The 21268-nt window shown below is 34.2% G+C and carries 19 protein-coding genes, 1 tRNA gene and 1 rRNA gene; 11 read left to right on the top strand and 10 right to left on the bottom strand.

Translation table 11 applies throughout. The features are described 5' to 3' along the window. Positions 1-4 precede the first annotated feature (4 nt). The 4 genes from SM124_RS09660 to SM124_RS09645 all read left to right on the top strand — a co-directional run bounded on the left by SM124_RS09660 (position 5) and on the right by SM124_RS09645 (position 3165). Positions 5-1006 (top strand): glycosyltransferase, encoded by a 1002-nt coding sequence (locus SM124_RS09660; RefSeq protein ID WP_322446318.1) that lies wholly within the window; start codon positions 5-7, stop codon positions 1004-1006. Positions 1007-1141: 135 nt separating this feature from the next. Then, positions 1142-1660, top strand: coding sequence for a sigma-70 family RNA polymerase sigma factor (locus SM124_RS09655; RefSeq protein ID WP_322446521.1), 519 nt, complete (start codon positions 1142-1144; stop codon positions 1658-1660). Further along, positions 1650-2573, top strand: a complete 924-nt coding sequence (locus SM124_RS09650) for a hypothetical protein (protein WP_322446317.1) — start codon at positions 1650-1652, stop codon at positions 2571-2573. Before SM124_RS09655 ends, SM124_RS09650 begins: the two co-directional genes overlap by 11 nt. Positions 2574-2691: 118 nt before the next feature. Further along, positions 2692-3165 (top strand): tetratricopeptide repeat protein, encoded by a 474-nt coding sequence (locus SM124_RS09645; protein WP_322446316.1) that lies wholly within the window; start codon positions 2692-2694, stop codon positions 3163-3165. Positions 3166-3210: 45 nt separating this feature from the next. Here the strand turns inward: SM124_RS09645 and SM124_RS09640 are convergent, their stop codons facing one another. Then, the gene (locus tag SM124_RS09640; protein WP_322446315.1) at positions 3211-5271 is read right to left on the bottom strand and encodes a methyl-accepting chemotaxis protein; all 2061 of its coding nucleotides are present in this window, start codon (positions 5269-5271) and stop codon (positions 3211-3213) included. Between the two features lie 358 nt (positions 5272-5629). On the opposite strand from SM124_RS09640, the gene SM124_RS09635 reads away from it, so the two are divergent. Next, positions 5630-6877, top strand: coding sequence for an MFS transporter (locus SM124_RS09635; protein WP_322446314.1), 1248 nt, complete (start codon positions 5630-5632; stop codon positions 6875-6877). Between the two features lie 37 nt (positions 6878-6914). Here the strand turns inward: SM124_RS09635 and SM124_RS09630 are convergent, their stop codons facing one another. Continuing rightward, a complete protein-coding gene (locus SM124_RS09630; protein ID WP_322446313.1) occupies positions 6915-8720 on the bottom strand; it encodes a 7TM diverse intracellular signaling domain-containing protein in 1806 nt (601 codons plus the stop codon). Positions 8721-8942: 222 nt separating this feature from the next. On the opposite strand from SM124_RS09630, the gene SM124_RS09625 reads away from it, so the two are divergent. Next, positions 8943-9944, top strand: coding sequence for a Gfo/Idh/MocA family protein (locus tag SM124_RS09625; protein WP_322446312.1), 1002 nt, complete (start codon positions 8943-8945; stop codon positions 9942-9944). A gap of 53 nt (positions 9945-9997) precedes the next feature. Here the strand turns inward: SM124_RS09625 and SM124_RS09620 are convergent, their stop codons facing one another. From SM124_RS09620 to SM124_RS09600, 5 genes are all read right to left on the bottom strand, one after another. Next, a complete protein-coding gene (locus SM124_RS09620) occupies positions 9998-10624 on the bottom strand; it encodes an FMN-dependent NADH-azoreductase (RefSeq protein ID WP_322446311.1) in 627 nt (208 codons plus the stop codon). A gap of 405 nt (positions 10625-11029) precedes the next feature. After that, complete coding sequence (locus SM124_RS09615) at positions 11030-11593, bottom strand: FAD-dependent oxidoreductase (protein WP_322446310.1); 564 nt, start codon at positions 11591-11593, stop codon at positions 11030-11032. Between the two features lie 73 nt (positions 11594-11666). Then, positions 11667-12101: a MarR family winged helix-turn-helix transcriptional regulator gene (locus SM124_RS09610; RefSeq protein ID WP_322446309.1), complete on the bottom strand. Its 435-nt coding sequence runs from the start codon at positions 12099-12101 to the stop codon at positions 11667-11669. Between the two features lie 146 nt (positions 12102-12247). Beyond that, the gene (locus SM124_RS09605; RefSeq protein WP_322446308.1) at positions 12248-13705 is read right to left on the bottom strand and encodes an ATP-binding protein; all 1458 of its coding nucleotides are present in this window, start codon (positions 13703-13705) and stop codon (positions 12248-12250) included. Between the two features lie 270 nt (positions 13706-13975). Then, positions 13976-14899, bottom strand: coding sequence for a DMT family transporter (locus SM124_RS09600; RefSeq protein ID WP_322446307.1), 924 nt, complete (start codon positions 14897-14899; stop codon positions 13976-13978). 655 nt (positions 14900-15554) lie between these two features. Here SM124_RS09600 and SM124_RS09595 point away from each other — a divergent pair. Further along, the gene (locus SM124_RS09595) at positions 15555-17264 is read left to right on the top strand and encodes a methyl-accepting chemotaxis protein (protein WP_322446306.1); all 1710 of its coding nucleotides are present in this window, start codon (positions 15555-15557) and stop codon (positions 17262-17264) included. A gap of 67 nt (positions 17265-17331) precedes the next feature. Here the strand turns inward: SM124_RS09595 and SM124_RS09590 are convergent. Then, positions 17332-17404, bottom strand: a tRNA-Ala gene (locus tag SM124_RS09590). 83 nt (positions 17405-17487) lie between these two features. Beyond that, a complete protein-coding gene (locus SM124_RS09585) occupies positions 17488-18174 on the bottom strand; it encodes an MgtC/SapB family protein (protein WP_407691396.1) in 687 nt (228 codons plus the stop codon). Between the two features lie 122 nt (positions 18175-18296). Here SM124_RS09585 and SM124_RS09580 point away from each other — a divergent pair, with 122 nt between their 5' ends. From SM124_RS09580 to SM124_RS09570, 3 genes are read left to right on the top strand one after another with little or no spacing between them, the layout of a single operon-like run. Continuing rightward, positions 18297-19205 carry a DMT family transporter gene (locus SM124_RS09580; protein WP_322446304.1) on the top strand — a complete coding sequence of 303 codons (909 nt, stop codon included), beginning with the start codon at positions 18297-18299 and terminating at the stop codon, positions 19203-19205. A 10-nt stretch (positions 19206-19215) separates the two neighbouring features. Continuing rightward, positions 19216-19770 carry a GNAT family N-acetyltransferase gene (locus SM124_RS09575; protein WP_322446303.1) on the top strand — a complete coding sequence of 185 codons (555 nt, stop codon included), beginning with the start codon at positions 19216-19218 and terminating at the stop codon, positions 19768-19770. After that, on the top strand, positions 19771-20337 hold the full coding sequence (locus SM124_RS09570; RefSeq protein ID WP_322446302.1) for a GNAT family N-acetyltransferase: 567 nt from the start codon (positions 19771-19773) through the stop codon (positions 20335-20337). A 254-nt stretch (positions 20338-20591) separates the two neighbouring features. Here SM124_RS09570 and SM124_RS09565 read toward each other — a convergent pair whose 3' ends face one another. Further along, positions 20592-20768, bottom strand: a complete 177-nt coding sequence (locus SM124_RS09565) for a hypothetical protein (RefSeq protein ID WP_322446301.1) — start codon at positions 20766-20768, stop codon at positions 20592-20594. Between the two features lie 396 nt (positions 20769-21164). Here SM124_RS09565 and SM124_RS09560 point away from each other — a divergent pair. Beyond that, positions 21165-21268: ribosomal RNA gene (locus tag SM124_RS09560) — 16S ribosomal RNA — on the top strand; the annotation flags it as partial.

Here is a 21268-nt window from a genome sequence, read left to right as displayed (position 1 = left end):
AGTCATGAAAAAAGTCGGACTAGTTATGAGAAAGATACAATTCACAGAAGCACAAGGTCCGAGAGTATTTGCGGACCGATTAAAAGAAATTAGTAAAGAATTTGGTGTAGATATTGTGTTTATTTCACCTGAGCGCCATGTAAGTGGATACGATTGGGTACCAGGGTATGAGCATGAAAAGGGAGACCTAGTAAATTATGATATTGTTCTCGATCAAATTTACTCCCAAAACATTGACCATGTTATTTACACAGTCTCCGGGTTTACGTATTTAAAAATGTTTCTTAAAAATAGTGTCCTATTCCCTCATAGCTTTCCTGACCTTGCATTAACGGGATACGAAATGATGAAACCTTTCTATCAAATAGTTGATAAAGCCATTGTTCAAACAGATTTCCTAAAGAGAGAAATGAACACGAATTTTGGGATTGAAGATGTAACCGTCATTCCGATTGGTTTTAGTGAACAGTTGGCAGAGAAGCATTACAATCCATCTCAAATTGTTGATAATCGAATTCTTTGGATAGGAAGAGATGAAGAAAATAGGCGCCCTGATCTAGTTCTAGAGTACGCGAGACAAAATCCAGACAAAGAAGTGTATATGGTTTTTGGTGGAGTGCGCTATAAAGAGAGCATGAAGAAATACGATATTCCCAATAATGTAAAACTGCAATTTGCTCTAACACAGGATGAGGTATTTTCTTTGATGAATTCAGCTAAAGTTTACTGGAGCAGTTCAAAGTTTGATACGTTTGCTATGCCGCTTACGGAAGCACTTGCGATGGGAAAAATCGTCGTAAAGCCAGAACATCCATGCTATGACCATATAAGCTCGAAGCATTCTTTTGCTGGTAATGAAAAAAATTGGTTTGAGCTTGTAAACATGGCAGTGGGCTCTAATCAAAAGGTCTCAACGGAAAACAGAGAATATGCATTTGGAAAATTCTCTAGTAAGGTAATGAAGGAAGGATATAAAAATTTCTTTGATAAATGGCTTGCTAATTAACATAAGCAAAGTGGACGAGTGAATCTTTTATGGTTCGCTCTTTTTTATATTTAAAAATTTCTTTATAAATTTTCAGCTAAATTTAGAGCACGTGCGTCTAATAGATATAAAACACAAAAAAAGGAGGCAATAATCATTAATCATTTAGTAAAGAAGGCACAAAAGGGAGATAAGAAAGCTTTCATAACCCTTTTACAACAATACGAAGAGGATATCTATCGTATGGCCTATGTATATGTAAGAAATAAGGATGATGCTCTTGATGTCGTTCAAGAAACCGCCTATCGGTCATTTAGTAAAATTGGGGCTCTAAAACAACCTGAGTATTTTAAAACATGGTTATTAAAAATTACCATTAATGCTGCGCTTGATTTAATTAGAAAAGAAAAGAAAGTTGTTCAACTAGTACCAGAATTAATAGAGTCTGTTTCGCTTGAAGAGGACATGAACCTCTCGATTACTTTAAAGGATGTTATGGAAAAATTATCGGAAAATGAAAAAAGCATCGTTCTATTAAAATACTATTATGATCACACATTTATTGAAATCTCAAACATAGTAGATATTCCATTAGGTACAGTCAAATCGATTCTATATCGTGCTTTAGGCAAACTTCGAACTCACTTAAAGGAGGATGATATTTGTGAAAATTAATCTTAAAGAGGAAGTCGAAAATATAGAAATTCCAAAAGAGCTTCATTCTAGGGTTGAGTTAGGTGTTAATCAGGCATGGATGGAGGAAAAAAACAAGCATTCTAAGAGGTTACCGATGAAAAAAATAGTGATAAGTGCAGCGGCAGCAGTTGTTGTGTTTAGTGGAACATGGGCAGTGGGAGGAGTCGATGCAACAGAGACATTAATTAATAAAATCTTTGGCTCTAGAAATGAAATTCAAGAAAGTTATCCTCAGGCAAGTGTTGACGATATAGGTAATTATGAACAACATTTAGAGCTAGCAAAAGAACATTTGACAGAAAATGAGTTTAGTCAATATGCTTCTTTACATAATGAAGCTGCACAATTAGTTAAAAAGATGACTGTAAAAGAGAATGGGCAGGATATTCAAAATCCTGAGCTATTAAGCAAGGATGAACAAAATAGGTTCGAGAACATTAGCAAAAAGATAGAAGTTTTCCGTTCAAGATTATCTCAATTAACTACAAAAACATTTGAAGAAGCTCAGAAAATGGTTACTTATCCAATGCAAAAACCGAGCTTTGTACCAGAAGGATATGTATTAGTAAATGAACTTGCTAAAACAAATGAGAAAAATATTAATCAGGACCCGACCATTGAATTACATTACGAGCATGGTGAGTTTGGATACAGAATTTTCCAAAGTTCTTTATCCAATAAGGAAGAAGATGAACTAGAAAGACGAGTATTTGATCATAAAGATTCTTATACACTGGAGAATTTTACGATAGATTATGAGTACTCTGATGGAAGTAAAGTAAAAGGGATGCGTTTAACGAACACAAACCAAGGCTATAAAATTGTTATTATTTCTGACCTATTATCTCAAGAGGAGCTTGAAAACATTTTACTATCAATGGTGAAAGAATAAAGTACCACTAGCTTAGGGATTTTCTTAAAGGAGAGCGGCTTAGAAGCATATTCAATTCCACGATGATATATTATTTATAATATATATTTGAGAAGAACCCATAGTTGAGGTGATTTTGATGATAGATAGTGCTGTTAAACTAATGGAGGAAAACAACTATAAAGAGGCAAAAGAATTGCTATTAGATTTAATAGTGGAAAATTCAGAAGACTACTTAATTAATTTTTACTGTGCAGAAGCTCATGATGGACTTGGGCTTGAAAGAGAAGCAATCCCCTTTTACCAAAAGGCTTTAGAAAATGGCATGGAAGGTGAGCTTAAGGAAAAAGCATTTGTCCAACTTGGGAGTAGTTTGCGATGTATTGGTGAATATGATCATGCACTTGTGATTTTTAAGGAAGGTTTAAAAGAGTTTCCTAATAATCATGCATTGAAGGTGTTTTTATCGATGACTCTGTACAATATTGGTGAATATAAAGAGTCAGTTGAGAATTTACTTGAAACCATTATTGAATCTTCTTCTGACAAATGGATTAACACATACAAAAGGGCGCTATCTTTTTATGCAAAAAATATTGATGAAAAGTGGTAATGAAAAAAGAGTGCTAGATTATTCTGGCACTCTTGCTCATGGGAATTACTGTAATTTAAATTTCTTAACTAAATCATCTAAATCACTAACAAGCTGATTTAAGTCTTCAACCGCTTCGACAATTGTTTCAAAGCCATTGGATTGCTCCTGCATAGTGACAGCAACCTGTTTAGAAGAGGCAGCACTTTCTTCGGAGATTGCTGAAATGCCTTCTATCTCCGTTACAAGTTCAGCTGTTTGATTGTTTAAGGTTGTAATATATTCACTGTTAGTATTTACTTTATGTGTAATGTCGTTAATAGAATGAGAAATTTTGTTAAATGCCTCACTTACCTCTAAAACCGCTTGGGATTGTTCAGATGTTATTTCTTTCACTTCCCCCATAGCATGAACAGTGTGGAGAGAGTCCTCTTGAACGGTAGAGATAATCTTTTTAATATCGTCTGTCGCTTTTCTAGATTGATCGGCAAGTTTTCTAATTTCCTCTGCTACGACTCCAAAGCCTTTTCCAAATTCACCAGCTCTTGCAGATTCAATAGATGCATTTAAAGCTAGTAGATTAGTTTGCTCGGCTATGGCACTGATTGTTTCTACTATTTGATTTATGCTTTGAGCATTTCTGTTCAGCTCTTCAATCATGTTTTCAATGTTTTCAGTTGCCTGTTGATTCGATCTATTTTTTTCTTCGAGTCCGTTTATTAGTTTTTGGCTTGTTTCGTTCTCTGAATGTATGTTATTGATTAATCCTAATACCGTACTAGAATTAGTGTTTAGTTGGTTAAATTGATTTAGTAATTCCGATGCGATGTCAGAGCATTTCTCAGTAGAGATGGATTGAATCTTGTTCCCTTCTGCTATTTCCTCAACAGAGGCTGTGACCTCTTCCGCCGAAGCTGTAACCTCTTCAGAAACAGCATTGAGAGAAATAGAGGAGGATTTAATATTGGATGACATCAAATGAATGCTGCGAGTAAGATTCCCTAGTTCATTAACCATTTCATTGAAGTTATCACCAATTCTACCGATTTCATCTTTGCTCTTTACTTTTGTCCTAACGGTTAAATCTCCATCTTTTACTTTCCTCATATCTGATACTAACGAGATTAAAGGTTTAGAAATGGTTCTGGCCATAAATATAGCTATAAGGATAGCTAGTATAATAACACCAGCTAAAACAATGACTAACACTTGTGTCATATAATCAATATCTTTATAAATATCCTTCTTTGCGGAGGAGATTAACAATGTTTGTCCGTTTGAAAGTTTACCATAAGAAATCATTGATTCTGCCTTATCAAGGGAAATATTTGATACTCCAAAATCTTTTGAGTTAATTTCCTTTGAAAGGGATTGATTAATTTCCTTTAGACTATCTGTTTGTTTATACGAAGGATGTATTAAAAAGTTTTCATTACTATTCAGTAAAGCACCATAACTACTCTTGTATGGCTTAATTTTATTAATTGTATTTGTAAAGAGTTCAAAGTTAATGTCCATACCGACAATACCAATTGAAACTCCATCTTTAAAGATTGGAACAACATAACTAATCATATCAATTCCAATATTTTCGTTACGATAGGGGTCAAGCCAAACTGGTTTCCCTGCATTTACAGGGATATAATACCAACCGACATGTGCTAAGTCAGTAGGATCATATTGGCTAAAGTCAGTTGGAACTAGTTGTTCAATGACAGCATCTCCATTTGTATCAGCATGAAAAATTCCTGATGTTGGCTCAGTGAATTCAGGATTAAAGCGAATGTAAAAAGCCATCGATCCATCAGTATTATTTGCTATGCCTTCTGCCATCGGTCTAACTTTTTCTTGAAATGCCTCTACATACTTTGAATCTTTCTTAAATGCCTCGACATCATCCAGCATGGAAACCACTGAGTAAGCTAGTCCATCTACAGAAGTTTCAATTTTTCCAATCGTATTATCTAACTCTTTTGCTTCACTTTTAACTAAGTATTCGGCGTGTTTATAAGAATACTCCTCTAACATATTTTTACTAATAAAAATGCTTGTCAAACCTACTAATAAAACAGAAACAATTGAACATAAAGTAACAGCTAACATAACTTTTGACTTAATGCTTTTCAAAATCAGTTCCTCCATAGGCTAAAAATATAATTTGAAAAACTCAACACATTTAAAAGTAGTAGCAACATATAGGTAAAAAGCATTACCTTTTAAATAACATTACCACATTTACCAGGACAAAAGTATTAATTTTTAACAGAAATAAACAATTTTGCCATTATTATAAAAATTAGAAGTCATATAAAAAAATTATTATGACCCCTCTTTTTATTGTTCAGATTAATATTAAGTTAAAAATATATTGACAAATTTATTTTATTAATTATTATTTAATAATATAAGATGTTAAATAACTGTTTAACAAATATTAGACATTGTTATATTAGATTTTTAAATTACATAATTAGGAGTAAATAAAATGAGAGACATGATCGTTTCACTACGTCAGTTCCATCCTATTGTAAATACACTTTTAGCTGGGACTGTTTTTATGATTATTGGAATTTCAATGAGTAGCCCGTTTCTAGCTATATATTTGGCTAAAAACACAGATTTAAGTGCAGCTGTAATTGGAGCTGTAATAGGGGTAGGGCCATTAGCAGGTGCATTTGGAGGATTTATCGGAGGGATGTTGTCCGATTTAATAGGGAGGAAATCATTACTGATTTTATCTTTATGCTTGTCCAGTGCCGTATTTTTTGGATATGCCTTTTCTAGTAGTACCATTTTTATTGTAATGTTTATATTTTTAGGAGGGATTGCTTCCTCGATTTTTGGAACAGTATCTAGAGCATTGATAGCAGATTTATCTACACAAGAACAGAGGGTAAAGGTTTTTTCATTACAAAATTTAGCGTTTAATATAGGTTGGGCTATCGGACCAGTAATTGGTGTACTGTTTGGGCTTGCTGCCTCTGCAACTCCGTTTATTGTGACTGGTTCAATATATATGGTGTATGCCATTGCTATGGGAATAGCGCTTCAATTTTTTGTCATTACTAAAACAGATGTACAGCAGGAGACAGAAAAATCGAGCATGAAGCAATCACTTCAAATGATGAGTCGAGACAAAGCATTATTCTTGTTTGTAATCGGAAGCATTATTATGGCTATAGCTTGGGCGCAGTTTCCAATATTATTATCCCAATTTGTGACTAGTACGTTTGATAATGGAACTGAGATTTTTGGCTTGTTACTCGTTATTAATGCTGTAGTTATTATCGTTTTCCAGCTCCCAATGTCGAAATGGTCAGAAGGGAAGAGCCCTATTTTTGCGCTCGTAGTGGGGGTTCTTTTAGCAGCAGCAGGTTTATTAGGCTTTAGTCTCTCATTTAATGTAGTGATACTAGTGACAGCTATTTGCATATTAAGTCTTGCTGAAACATTGGTAGGCCCTATGTATAACGTAATTATTGATCAAATATCACCAGAAAAAATGAAAGGTGCTTACTTTGGAGCGCAAAACTTCGGATTATTAGGAATGTTTCTTTCTCCGATACTAGGAGGATATATTTTAGATATGTTCGGAGGAAGGGTTATGTATTTGGTTCTTTCGAGTATTTGTTTATTAAGTATTTTATTTTTCTACCTATCTTATAAAATATATTTATCTAAGAATAAACAAGAGATTTATCTAAATAATTCACAGGTTGAAAAAGCGATTTAATAGTTATTCTCTAATGAAAAAAGTATAAAAGAAAAGTTTAATCAGGAAACTTTTCTTTTATACTTAGTAAACTTTCAATATTCTCAAAGAAAACATCGACTAATTTGGGATCAAAATGCTTCCCTCTTTCTTCATTGATTAAATTCAAAATTTGATCAAGTTCCCAAGCCTTCTTATAAACTCGGTCACTTCCTAATGCATCAAAAACATCAGCAAGGGCGGTTATTCTAGCATGAATGTCTATTTGTTTTCCTTTTAATCCTTGAGGATATCCTGTCCCATCAAATTTTTCATGATGCTGATGTGCAATAACAGCAGCTATCTTAAAAATATCCCTTGAGGAATGTTTTAACATTCCGTAACCAATAGTAGTATGAGTCTTAATTAATTCAAACTCTTCCGAAGTTAATTTCCCCGGCTTGTTCAAAATCGCATCTGGTATCCCAATTTTTCCGATATCATGCATAGGGGAAGCCATCTTCAAGTACTCACATTCCCGTTCTGCTAACCCATAGCCTTGAGCAATAATTTTTGAGTACTCTGCAACTCTTTTAACATGATTAGACGTTTCTTTTGAACGTGCTTCAATTACTTCTCCCATCGTAAAGACTACTTCTTTTTGTGTTTCTACAGCTTCGAAATCTAATTTCTCTTTTTGTTTCCTAATTCGATCTACTTGGGCAGCTAATCCAATGGAAAATAACAATAATTCACTAGAAGAACCAATAAACACAGCATACTTTGTGAAAAACATCTCTTTAATCATGCCCGCATCACTTAATGTCGAAATGGTATTTCCTATTAAAAATAAAACCCACGCCAGTAAAAAGTATTTTGCAAGAATATGCTTTTTATAATAGGCCCTTATGCCAAGGAATAGAAATAATGGAGCATGTAGGATGGAAGTGAAAACAACAACCTTAAGCGCAATAGGGTAACTGATAAATAATAAAATAAAGATTGTAATTAACTGTAAGCAACTAAATATTTTTAATAGTAGATGAAACTTTGGTAAGTACTCTTTTGTATCTAGAAATCTCATTACAAATACGCAAGAGAGAATAATAGAGAGACACATAAAGAAAACAATAGAGCGATTATTCCACCACGGAGAATCAGGCCAGAGCCATTGATAAGCATCTCCTAAATTAGACATTGGAATAAACATAAATGATAGTGAAAACAATGCATAGTACAAGTAACTCTTGTTTCTTAAAAAGACAAACAAGAAGAAATTATAGATGGACATAATAAGGACTAGCCCATAGTAGAGAAAATGTATGGCCGTATGTATTAGGCTTTTGGACAAAATAGATTTCTCCGTATGGATAGAAATAGGGAAGCTCATAGCACCCTCGGTTTCAACTCTTAAATAGTAGGTTTGCTGTTCACCTGGCTTTATTTCCAAGTTAAATATAAAATTCCTATAGTTAACCTCACGTTTTGAAAAAGGATAGAGGTCTCCATAATGAATCTCGCTAAATGTGCCTTCTTTTTTCGGTAGGTACAATGAGAGATAATCTAATGGTGGAGATCCAACCTCAAGCATCCAGTTAGAAATGGAGGACTGATTTTTCATTGTAAAGCGAAGCCAATAGGCTGAAGAAGTATATCCGAAATTAGGGGAATTAGTAGTAAGGGGTTGAAATTCTCCATCTTTCTCAGATACATCCTGAATAGAAAATTCGTGATTTTTATCTTCTAAATAATATATATCGTTAGTTAAACCATGTGAGAGGTTATCGCTTAAGAGAATGATAGAGTCATTTGCAGCTGCTCCATTCATATATGGAATATTCAGAATAAGTAGAACGAACAGACTTATAAATATAAACTTCTTCATTTAGGTATATTCTCCTGATGTAATCTTTTGGTATAGTACTATTATATTACAGAATTTTAAGAATTCTACAGTTTTCGACAAAACTTCTATTATTTTAACTATGCATAACTTGTAAAATAATAACCTATTTTTTACATAAATTTTTGGCAATAGTATTGAGAGAGCAATATTCATGTGATAATATATGAACAAACGTTAGTTTTAAACTTAGGAGTGGATCAAATGAGTACACCTATTAAGATGGGGATTATCGGTTTAGGCGGTTTCGGTGCGAGGATACTTAATCCAATTTCTTTTTTTCATACAAAGGAAGAGATTGAGGTTGTAGCGATTTGTGATATCAATCTTGAAAGAGCAAAAAGTATAGCGAATGAGTATCAAATACCTCACTGGTATGAATCTTATCAAAAAATGTTAGACAGCGTCTCACTAGATTTAGTTTATATTGCTACTCCTCCTTCTACTCATGGGGAAATTACAAGCCTAGTTATTGAAAAAGGGATCCATGTTTTGTGTGAAAAGCCATTAGCAAATTCCATTAACGATGCCAAAGAAATGAAGGACCTTGCTAAACAAGCAAACGTGGTCCATGCTTTACATTTTGGTCAAAATTATCTTCCTACACTGAATAAGTTTCATAAAATGATTACTGACGGATACATAGGGGACATCAAGCAAGTAAATTTGAATATGCAGTATAGTAGCTGGCCACCGGAATATCAACAGAATGACTGGATATCAACCCGCGATGGAGGATTTTTACTTGAACAAGGAATTCATTTTATACAAGCAATCCAACGAGTTTTTGGTAAAATTGCTAGTATTCAAAGTGAAGTTCATTATCCTGCCCCAAACGAATCAGAGAATAAAGTAAAAGCGACAATGACTTTAGCTAACGGTCTAACTGTTTTAGTAAATGGAACAACAGAAGCGGCCAATGAAAATGTGTCTCTAACTGCCCTTGGTTCAGAGGGAACGGTCGTATTTGATTTTAAAGGTGTGAAGGCAGGGAAGAATGGTTTTCCAATCGAAGAGGTAGAGTTAGAAGAACCTTTTGCTTATCCTTGGATATTGTCACATGTTATCAAGGCAATAAAAGGAGAAAAAGCAGAAATCTATGATTTTACAGTAGGCTACGAAGCACAAGTAGTACTTGAAATACTAAGAAAAGGTGACAAGGTCCGAGTTGATTTGGAACCTTTTTATGATAAAGTAACGGTGTGATCCTAAAACTATTGTTAAGGGCTTGAACCTATGTGGTGCAAGCCCTTAAATTCTTAGAATTGGTTAGCAAGAGTGGCCGCTTTTATTAAGCCTTCATCAATAATTTCTTCCGCTCGATCTGGGTATTGATTATGACCTTCAATCACTAATGTTGTAATGTCCTGAACTCCCCAGAAGTTTAACATTGTTGTTACATAGTGAACAGACATTTCCACTGATTGTGCTGGACCTTCGGAATATACCCCACCTCTTGCATTTAGTAAGGCAACCTTTTTGTTAGGAAGTAATCCAACTGGGCCTTCTGGTGTATATTTGAAAGTTTTGCCTGCTTGAGCTAAATAATCTAAATACGTATGCAATACAGCTGGAATAGTAAAGTTCCAAAGTGGAAAAGCAAATACTACTTTGTCAGCGTTAAGGAATTGATCTAAATATTTATTAACGATCGCTGTAGCATTTTTTTCTGAATTAGTTAAATCAAATCCTTTTGCCAGTTTAAACATACCATTGATCATATCGGTATCGTAATAAGGTAAATTTTCCTTAAATAAATCAAGTTCTGTAATGATGTCTTCAGGGTGTGACTCTTTATAACTATCTAAGAAAGCATGGTAAAGCTTTACGCTTACTGCTTGTTCTTTTGGTCTAGAATTAGCTTTGATAAACAATACGTTTGACATGATTAATCCTCCAAGTTGTTATGATTTTATAATGTTGCTATAGCAACTATCTGATAAAAAAAGTGTCGTTCATCTAAATTGAACTCAAAAATCATTATACAAACAGCTAGTTGTTATAGCAACTAATTGAACTTGGAATCTGTAAAACGGCTGAATGGTTTGCTTCTACAAATTAGAAGGTTATGTCTAAATAACCGTTGATTTCCGTTCCGGGCGAACGCTTTCCGCGGGGTGTGAATTGAGCCTCCTCAGTCGCCATGCTCCTTGCGGGGTCTCAATGCTCACACTACATCCCGCAGGAGTCGTCGCCCTCCACTCCAATCAACTTAGTATCCGCATATAATATAAAAATAACATGCAAGGAGGTGCATGTTATTTCTACTAGTCTAGTTTTCTAATTACTAATTATCCTTTTAATATATCGTGATCAACGTAACGCTCGCCGTTTAATTCGCTGATTACATTAATAGCAACTGTAGCCCCGTGACCTGCTGTAATAATGGTATGAACACTTACTCCAGCTACTGTTCCAGCTGCCCATAAACCATTTACATTCGTTTTTCCATTTGGATCAACATCAATGATGGTTTTAATACGAGGTTCCGTACCTGGTTTTGTTTGAACACCTAGCTTCTCCGCTAGCTCAACACCTAATCCAGTTGCTAGAATGATATGTTTTGCTTCTACTACTCCTGTTTCCGCTTCAACTTGAAAACCTTGGTCTGTTTGAGAGATGTTTGTTACTTCACCTTGAATAATTTCGGCACCAAATTTCGTTGCTTGTTCTTTTCCTAATTCGATTAGTTCTGGGCCTGTAATTTCTTTAACTCCATAGTGATTTTCAATCCAAGCTCTTTTCGTCATTCCCTTGTCACTATCAATCACTAATGTTTTTTTACCAGCTTTTGCCGCAAAAAGTGCAGCACTAGCTCCAGCTGGGCCAGCACCTATAATAATAATTTCATACATGAATGATTCCCCCGATATAGTATTTTTCTAGAATATGAGAGGTTGTTGTAGCAACTAACGGAGAGAACATACATTACTGCACGTTCTTTCTCATTATAGATAAAATTCTCTTGACCTCAATAAGCTCTTCATTTGAAATTCCTTTACAAACCATGTTATTGAACTCTTCAGCAATCGGAATTACTGTTTCTCCTAATTTTCGTCCTTCTTCTGTAAGGTAAAGCCTCTGGGACCGACGATCATAGGGACAAGTACTTCTTTTAATAAATCCCTTTTGTTCAAGGCTGGTAGCCATACGTGCTATGTTGGTCTTATCCTTGTCAACTTTTTGTCCTACTTCATTTTGTGTTAAACCGTCTTTCTCCCATAAAACCATCATAATAAGATTCTGTTCAGGAGCAATGTTGAAAGGTGCGAGTTGGTTTTTAACATAGTTAGTAAGGAGCAAATCTGTCTGGTGAATAAAGATGCTAATATAGTCGTTAAGAGATAGTTTCAATTCAATCACCTGCTAATAGTTGCTATACAAACCTTCTTAGTTTTGATTGTATTGGAAGTGATTTCCGATGTCAATTTGGCCAAGGATAAATAATCTAATTACGGGTAGAAAAAAAGTAGAGCGAGAAACGCTCTACTTCTTTACTTCTGCTAAACCTATGCTTCAGGTTCGAATTCATCAACTGGTAACTTTACAGTAAAAGTAGTTCCTTCATTTACTTTAGATTGGATAGATATCTCTCCAAAGTGTTCCTTAACTATATTATTACATATGGTTAGGCCTAAACCGGTTCCTGTACCCTTTGTTGTGTAAAAAGGTTCGTTGATTTTTTCTAATAGTTCAGAGGGAATCCCACACCCGTTATCGGAAATGTCAATAAAGACATATTGTTCATCGTGACAACGGACATTTAGGGTAACTGTTCCCCCTCTTTGGTCAATAGAATCTATCGCATTCTTAATCAAGTTAATAAATACTTGTTTAATTCTTGATCTATCACAATTCAGTAAAATATTTTTACAATCATAATTTAATAGTAATTCAACATTTTTTAAGTTAGCTTGTGATTCTAGCAGGGTTATAACCTCATGTATAAGAGAAATAGGATTATGCTTACTATATATAATCGCTTGCGGCTTGGATAGTGATAGCATTTCCCCGGTTATTCTTTCAATTTTATCAATTTCATCGTTTACAATTTTTAAGAACGGTAATTGTGATGGTGGAAAGCTTCCTTCAAAAAACTGTAGAAATCCTTTTATAGCCGTGAGCGGATTTCTAATCTCATGTGCAATTCCGGCTGAAAGCTGTCCTGCAGTCAGCAACTTTTCTGTCTGAATGGTTCGCTTAAGACTTCTCTTTTGCTCCGTTACGTTACGAATAATTACTTGTAAGGACGGTCTGTTTTCCAAAGAGAACGGCATAACTACTGTTTCAACATAAATCGGTTCACCATCTATTCGTACCATGACTCTCTCTTTAGCAAGATCAACCTCTTGATTATGTATTATCTTCTGCCCTCTTGTAATTACATCCAAATGGTATTTCGGGTGCATGAAATCTAAAATGGACTTTCCTATTATTTCACTTTCACATTGAGCCCCTAGGAGTTCTAAACCAGCCTTATTTATATATTTAAAAGTAAAATCAGTCAGTAGAGCCACTGTATCAATCGAGTTATCTATTAATGTTTGGTAATGTTTTTGTTGCATCGAATATTGTTCTTTAATAACAGAAGCTTCTGTATAACTTTTTACAATTATATATTCATAGTCTATACCATCCATTTGGACAGGTATTAAAGTGGATTCTACTAACTTCACATTTTTTTTTACAGTAAGAATTCTTTTAGTAGAAAAACGATCTTTACGATGCTTGGCTACTTCAAAATCATTTATGATCTGTTGTACATCCTCATCACTATAGGCAAAATCAAATGCAAACTTTCCTACAATTTGATATAAGTCATCCGCTTCAAATAAAGTAAGAGCAAGTTGATTTGCATGGACAAAGAACCCGTCTTTACCTAATAGAGTAGGAAAGGGTATCAGCTCAATGGCTTCCTTAACAGTAACTTTCGTATTAACGATGTTATTTATATTTAGTGTGTCCAATTCGTCTTCACTTCCGGTAAATAGATAAAGCTATTATAGCATGTTAGTTGTAGATTTTTACCAACAATTTGTAAAAGGGAGTGATTGTAACACAATATATTTCGTGGTACAGATGGTTATTGCTCTCCTTTTAAGGCTTCATAATATTTTTCATGAGTAGGGACCACCTCTTGTTCAATACATTCCTCAATCAGTTGTCTTAATCGAACAACTTGCTGAAACATCTGATCATTAACTTCTGTTATATATAGTTGTATTTTAAAGAGATTACTAGGTTCTTCTAAAAACCAATCTTATTAGTAGAGGCATAAACTGACCATTAACTGTAATCACTCCCATAATAATAATGATCCCACCCGCAATACTGCTAAAAAATACTTTCTCGTGTAGGAGTGCTATGGCGGCAATAAGAGTGGATATCGGTTCTAAATAAAGAAACATAGAAACCTTTGAAGCTTCCAATACTTCATGTGCCTTTCCCCAATACCAATAGGCAATGCCAGATACGAACACTCCAAGAAAAATTAAATGGGCCCATTCTGATTGAGTTAATAACGTTAAGGATTCCCAACCTTTGTTTCTAATGATAAAAGGTGTGGTTAACATAAAACCAATTAAACTCATATAAAAAGTAACTACAAGGGCTGGGTAAGGTATTTTTAGATGTTTTAAAAGAATCGAGTAAACAGCCCAGTTTAATGTACTTAAAATCATGAGAAAAAAGCCTAGATTTAGAGTAAAGTCAATAGACTGCCCACTTCTAGTTGTTGTAATAAGGAGAACACCTATAATGGCAAGTAACATTCCAACAGCTCTAGAAACACTCATTTTTTCGTGTAAAAACAACATGGACAGAATAACCGTAAAAATGGGTGAAAGTGAAATGAGCCAGCCAGCTGAAGAAGCTTCAATTGTTAACAAAGCGGTTGCCTGAAGCACTTGATGAACAAAAACTCCAAGAATACCTAATGTAATTAAGTGGGGGACATGTTTTAGGGAAATGGATAGTCGATAACGCATTAAAAGTAATAGCAATAATAAGAATAAAGCTCCTATCCCAAATCGAAGGACGAGTAATGTATACGGATCAATTTTTCCTAACACAGCTTTTGTGGATACAAATGAGACTCCCCAAAAACTAATTGACATCGTTGCATAAGTTGAGGCGGTTAACTTTGAATTGAACTGTGTCATGGGAGATGCATCCTTTCAGAAAAACAGATTCTTTACATATTATGCTTGTCCTAAAGGAAGATGATTGGTTTCTAATTATATGGGAGGGAAAACCTTCTAGTATGTTTAAATTGGTAGGTAAAAGAAAGGGGAAGCTGCCTTTTTAGTATCGGATTAAAATCAAGAGGTCTCAGCCAATTCTGAGAAGTCTACTGCCTAGTCTGAACAAATAACAGCAACAAATTAAGAGTCTGCGATGGTAAACGAATTGGAAAAAAGCATTCCATGGTATGGGCTTGAATGTTGAGGAAAACTCTTACTTCTGGATGAAATATTATCACTAGCATCGATAAAGAGTGAAGAATTATAAGAAAAACTTCAAATTTGTGCAAAAAAAAATTGATATATTAAAAAAACGAAAAAAAGAATAGTTTTAATAGGATAGTTAGGTTTTATTCTTGAAAAAGGATATTAAAATACTAATCTGTTAGAATATTATTTTTTCTAGGTCTATCGTCCCTTTTCGTGTATTGAAAGCGGTTCCCCTATTTGCTAGAATCTACTTTATTCCTTTGGAAAATAATTACGATTATTGTCGAAATTGGAAAATATTTTTGTTGAGGAGAGACACAAAGGTACATATAGAACAAACAAATCTGGGGGGGAGATAATATTTATGTTTAGAAATTTGAAAGTATCCACTAAAATTTTTACACTAATAGTTGTTTCTATTCTGTTTCTAGGTGGAATCAGTGTAATTAACTATGTAGCACTTAACTCAATTAATAAAAGTGCTAGCTCAATTTATAATGATAAGCTTGTAATAAACCAAATGTTTAATACGATTTTAACGAATAATACGAAAATTGATTCTATCATTTTGGAGCAAATATTAACAACGGATGCATCTCGTCAGGAAGAGTTACAAAATGAATTTCTTGCCATTGTATCTGTTAATAAAGAAGTTTGGCCACAGCTTGAAGGAATCTCTATGTCACCTTCCGTTAGTGAGCAGTTTAAAAAGTATAAAGAGCTAGCTGGGATGAGTAATGAAACAAAAGCAAAGGTTGATGAATTAGCAGCTGTTAATAGAAGTCAGGAAGCCTATAACTTATATGCCTCTGATTTAAAACCAATACGTTCAGAGATGGTCAATGCATTATCTTCCATTGTTCAATTAAATCAGGAAGATGCTAAAATTGCCAATGATGGAAACCAAAAAAAGTTTAACCAAATGGTTTTATTAACAATAATTATTGGTATTTCAGCCATTATTATTTGCTCGCTCATTGGATTTGTAGTAGCTAGAAGTATTAAAAAACCGATAAGCATGATTCAATCATTAATGTCATTAGCACAAAAAGGTGATTTGCGTGTTTCTGGCGAGTACAATTCGAAAGACGAAATAGGACTATTAACGCACAATTTTAATGAAATGATTAAGGGTTTACGAGAGATAATAGAAAAGGTTACAAATAGCTCATTATTAGTTGCTTCCACTTCCGAAGAAATTGCTGCATCAAGTGAACAGTTTTCAAGGGCAACAGATGAAGTTACAAGTTCGATTCAAACAGTTTCTTCAGGAATTGATCAACAAGTAGAAAGTATCCAATTGGCGAATCAACACCTGTCACACTTTACTAATCAAATGAAACAATTATCTGGAGGAGTTGAATCTGCTACTTCAGCTGCTGTTTCTTCATCAAAATCAGCAGAAGAGGGACATAAAATTGTCTCAAGAACAATTGAACAAATGGGGTATATTGATAAACAAGCATACGAGACAGCAGACATCATTAATAAATTAGGAGAGAAATCTTCTCAGGTTGGCCAAATTGTATCAATCATTACAGATATTTCAAGCCAAACAAACTTATTAGCCTTAAACGCTGCAATCGAGGCTGCAAGAGCTGGAGTGCATGGGAAAGGGTTTGCCATTGTAGCGGATGAAGTAAGAAAGCTTGCTGAACAAACAGTAACCGCAGCAGAACAAATTAATCAGTTAATCAAAGAAATACAAGTAGATACAAATCAGGCTGTCAAATCAATGAATTCAACTAGCACTTCATTGACAGAAGGAACAGCCCTCATTTCTACAGCGGAAGATGCATTTTCAAAGATACTAGCCTCAGTTGAAACTGTGGCAGTTCAAATGAATGATATTTCTAATGTAATCACCGTTAATAATGAGAATACAATGCATTTAGTTGAATCAATGAATTCTATTTTACATGCTGCAGAGGAAAGCTCTAACCACTCCCAAAATATTGCAGCTTCTGCAGAACAACATAATGCATCATTAACCGAAATCACATCAGCAACGCAAAATCTTTCACAACTAGCAGATGATCTTCAACACTCTGCATTATTATTTAAGGTAAAATAAATAAGCAAACGCCCTCATTAAATGAGGGCGTTTGCTTATAAAAGAGCTTGAGACCTTTTATTTAATATGGAGCATAGGGGGCTCGAACCCCTGACCTCTACGCTGCCAGCGTAGCGCTCTCCCAGCTGAGCTAATGCCCCGTGTAAGGAAAATTATAAATTCACTTGCAGCATTCTGCAAGTGAATTTTCAAACTTGTGGAGTTTTTTTTGCGACAAAATTCCCTAATCCAAGCTCTCGATTTCTACTGAGTAAACTCCTTCGATGCTTGAAGCACTATAATAAACGTCTGTTGTTTTACGCTTATAATTAACAGTGATTAAAAGTTGCACAAAATGCTCGCCATCTTCTAAATCTTTAATTCGAATATTTCTAATGATTATTTTCTCTTTCTTAAGAGCGTGCATAACTTCAGAGATGTCCTTTTTATTTTTTATTTTTAGTTGAAGTCGAATTTCCTTCTCTCTTAACTGTCTTGGTCCAATAAGACTTACAATTATGGGAATAATTTCAACGCTTATAATTAATAAAATAACTCCTGTAATAGCCTCAATATAAAAGCCAGCACCAACCGCAATTCCGATTCCTGCTGCTCCCCAAATTAATGCTGCAGTCGTTAGACCCGAAATGCTATCATTCCCTCTTCTAAGTATAACTCCAGCTCCTAAGAAACCAATTCCAGATACAATCTGTGCGGCTAAACGCAAAGGATCCATGGTGATGTTCACATCCTCATCACCTGGAAAGAGATAAGCAGATTCAATTGAAACGATGGTTAAAAGACAACTTACAATTGATATAACAAGACTGGTTTTTAAGCCAACAGGTTTTCTTTTTAATTCTCTCTCCAAACCAATTACAAGGCCAAGGATTGCTGAAACTCCTAATTTCATTAGAATATCCATGTCGATTGCACCCATGTTCATCCCTCCAGTCAGGTGAGAGTAACATTAAAAATAAAAACAATAGTATCTATCTTCTGAACGTTGTAAAATATTGTATACATCATTTCATACAGAAAAAGGGGTTTTTAATGGAAGGGCAGAAGATTAATCCATATTTTGTTTTGGCAATTGGTGTTATTTCTGTTTCTGCTTCGGCTATTTTAGTGAAGTTTTCAACAGCACCATCAGGAGTAATTGCTTTTTACCGCTTGTTTTTTTCGGTTCTATTTATGTTACCAGTGTTCCTAATAAAGTATGTTCATGAGTTAAAACTTATTACGAAGAGAGACTGGGCTTTTTGTATACTCGCTGGTGTGTTCCTGGCCTTTCATTTTATTCTATGGTTTGAATCTTTAAATTACACATCTGTCGCTAGTTCAACTGTATTAGTAACCTTACAACCGTTGTTTGCTTTTATCGGTACATACCTATTCTTTAAGGAAAAGTTTTCTATTAAAGCTATTGCATGTGCTTTTATTGCTGTTATAGGTAGCGTTATTATAAGTTGGGGTGATTTCCGAATAAGCGGAATGGCATTGTTTGGGGATTTTTTAGCCTTATTAGCCTGTGTTTTAGTTACTGCATACTTAATGTTTGGTCAAACCGTTAGACAAAGATTATCACTTATTACATATACATTTGTTGTTTATGGGATTAGCACCATTGTTTTATTAATTTATGTTTTATTAGCAAAGGAACCTTTACTTGGTTACGGCACAAGTGACTGGGTTTACTTTATCCTTCTCGCTATTGTTCCGACCTTACTTGGACATACATTGTTTAATTGGTCACTTAAATGGTTAAGCACTTCTACTATTTCTATGGCTATATTATTTGAACCTGTAGGTGCTACTATCTTAGCTTATTATCTTTTGGACGAACATGTGTTGTTAACACAGATTGTTGGAGGGTTAGTTGTAATAGGTGGTGTTTCACTTTTCCTATTAGATGAAAGAAAAGCAAAACAACGGGGAGAAATATCGAAAATTAAAATTTAGGGGGGATTTGATGTTAATAGAGAGAGCGACTGAACTAGATGCTAAAGGAATTGCATCCGTTCATGTTCAAAGTTGGCGAGAGACATATAGAGGAATAATTAATCAAGAGTTTCTAGATAGCTTAAAAGAAGAATCTAGGTATGAGCTTTGGAAGGAATCACTTAAATCTGAACAAAATGGATACGCATATGTAGCGAAAAATGAATCAGGTGAAATTGTAGGTTTTGCTTCTTTCGGTGTGGAAAGAACAAAGAAGTTTGGCATTGAAGCTGAACTTTATGCCATTTATTTGTTAGATGGATACAAAGGCCAGAAGGTTGGTTCAAAACTATTTTATGCTGGTTTACAACAAATACTTAAGCTGAATCTTAAGTCATTGATGGTATGGGTGTTAAATGAAAATCCAAGTAAGCGATTTTATGAAAGCTTCCAACCTGAGATGATAGCGGAGGAACAAATAAAAATTGGTACTGGTGTACATAAAGAAATAGCCTACTCATGGAATGATCTCCACTTACTAAATAAAAGGCTAGAGGAATCAATTAAGAGAGAGGGAGTAAAATAAATGTTGAATCTAGATTTCGTTTTCGAACAATTTCCTGAACTTGAAACAGATAGATTTATTTTGCGAAAATTAAAAATGAGTGATGCACCGAACATGTTTGATTACTTTTCTAAAGATGAGGTTACTAAATACTATGATTTAGCAACTTTTACTTCTGAACAACAAGCTACCGACTTGATTGAACGCCTATTAACTAGATTTGAAGAAGGGAAACAAATAAGATGGGGTATTGCCTTAAAGGAAACTGATAATTTGATAGGAACTTGTGGTTTTCATAGTATTGAGCCAGAACACTCTAAAGTAGAAATTGGTTATGAGTTACACCCTAATTACTGGAACAAGGGTGTTATGTCAGAAGTGATATCAAAAATTTTAGATTATGGATTTAATAAAATGGAGTTAAATAGAGTAGAGGCATTTTATGATCCGGAAAATATAGCTTCCCGGAAAGTGTTAGAGAAGAACGGATTTATTTTTGAAGGAGTTTTGAGAAAAAGATTTTTTGAAAAGGGTAATTTTTTAGATGGAGCAATATCAGCTATCCTTAAGGAAGATTATTTTAAATAGGCTGTTTTCGTAATGATTGTTCTTATTTGTAAAAATCCAAAAGCCGATTTTTACCCCTAAGTAGTTAAAGAGTGCTACAAATTTAGATGGTAAGGCTTTTTCTAAATCTGATAACCTTTTAAGCCCAATATAGCATGTATACATTATAGGTAAATTTATATATATGAGAAGCAACAAAGTTTTAGAAAAAATCCTATAAATAACTAAGCAAAGCGAGTATTCTTTGTAGAGTACTCGCTTTATAATAATTTATATTAATTAAAGGCGTATGTAAGCCCAGAGAAAATAAAAGCAGACGTAATGGAGATAATAAAAGTACCACCAAATACCTTTTCATCTGAATTAGCTATTTTTATACCTTCCCAAAAAGAGAATGCAAATAAATAAATGGCCATGACTAGTGATAGATAGAGTGCAACAGATTCTAGCATATTTAATTCCTTCCTTTCCAAATTGTAAAGATATCTATACACTTATATGAAGCTAACTCTATTACTATTACTATTACTTTCAAAAGCATCTTTATAAAAAAATTGCAATATGAATTAATTAATAGAAGGTAATAGACTACAAACTAGTTTTTTTAAAAAAATAAGAAAGTATATTGAAATTGTTTATATATCATGGTATATTATTTTTTGTCCTCACCGGAATTACTTGTTACTAATTGAAATTAAATTAGTGAGAAAGTTATTGACATTGAATTACTGGTGTGGTAAATTAATAAAGTCGCTTTTGAGCGGTGGATAAATTGTTCTTTGAAAACTGAACAAATCATACGTCAACGTTTAAATTTTTTTATTTTTTTAAGAGCTAAATCTTACTCTTTATTGGAGAGTTTGATCCTGGCTCAGGACGAACGCTGGCGGCGTGCCTAATACATGCAAGTCGAGCGAAGTTTTAAAAGCTTGCTTTTGAAACTTAGCGGCGG

The sequence above is a fragment of the Robertmurraya mangrovi genome (genome assembly GCF_034427655.1).
In the GTDB taxonomy this organism is placed as follows: Bacteria; Bacillota; Bacilli; order Bacillales; family Cytobacillaceae; genus Robertmurraya_A; species Robertmurraya_A mangrovi.
Note: the sequence above shows the minus strand (reverse complement) of the source record. Positions and strands in the feature narration are given on the sequence as shown.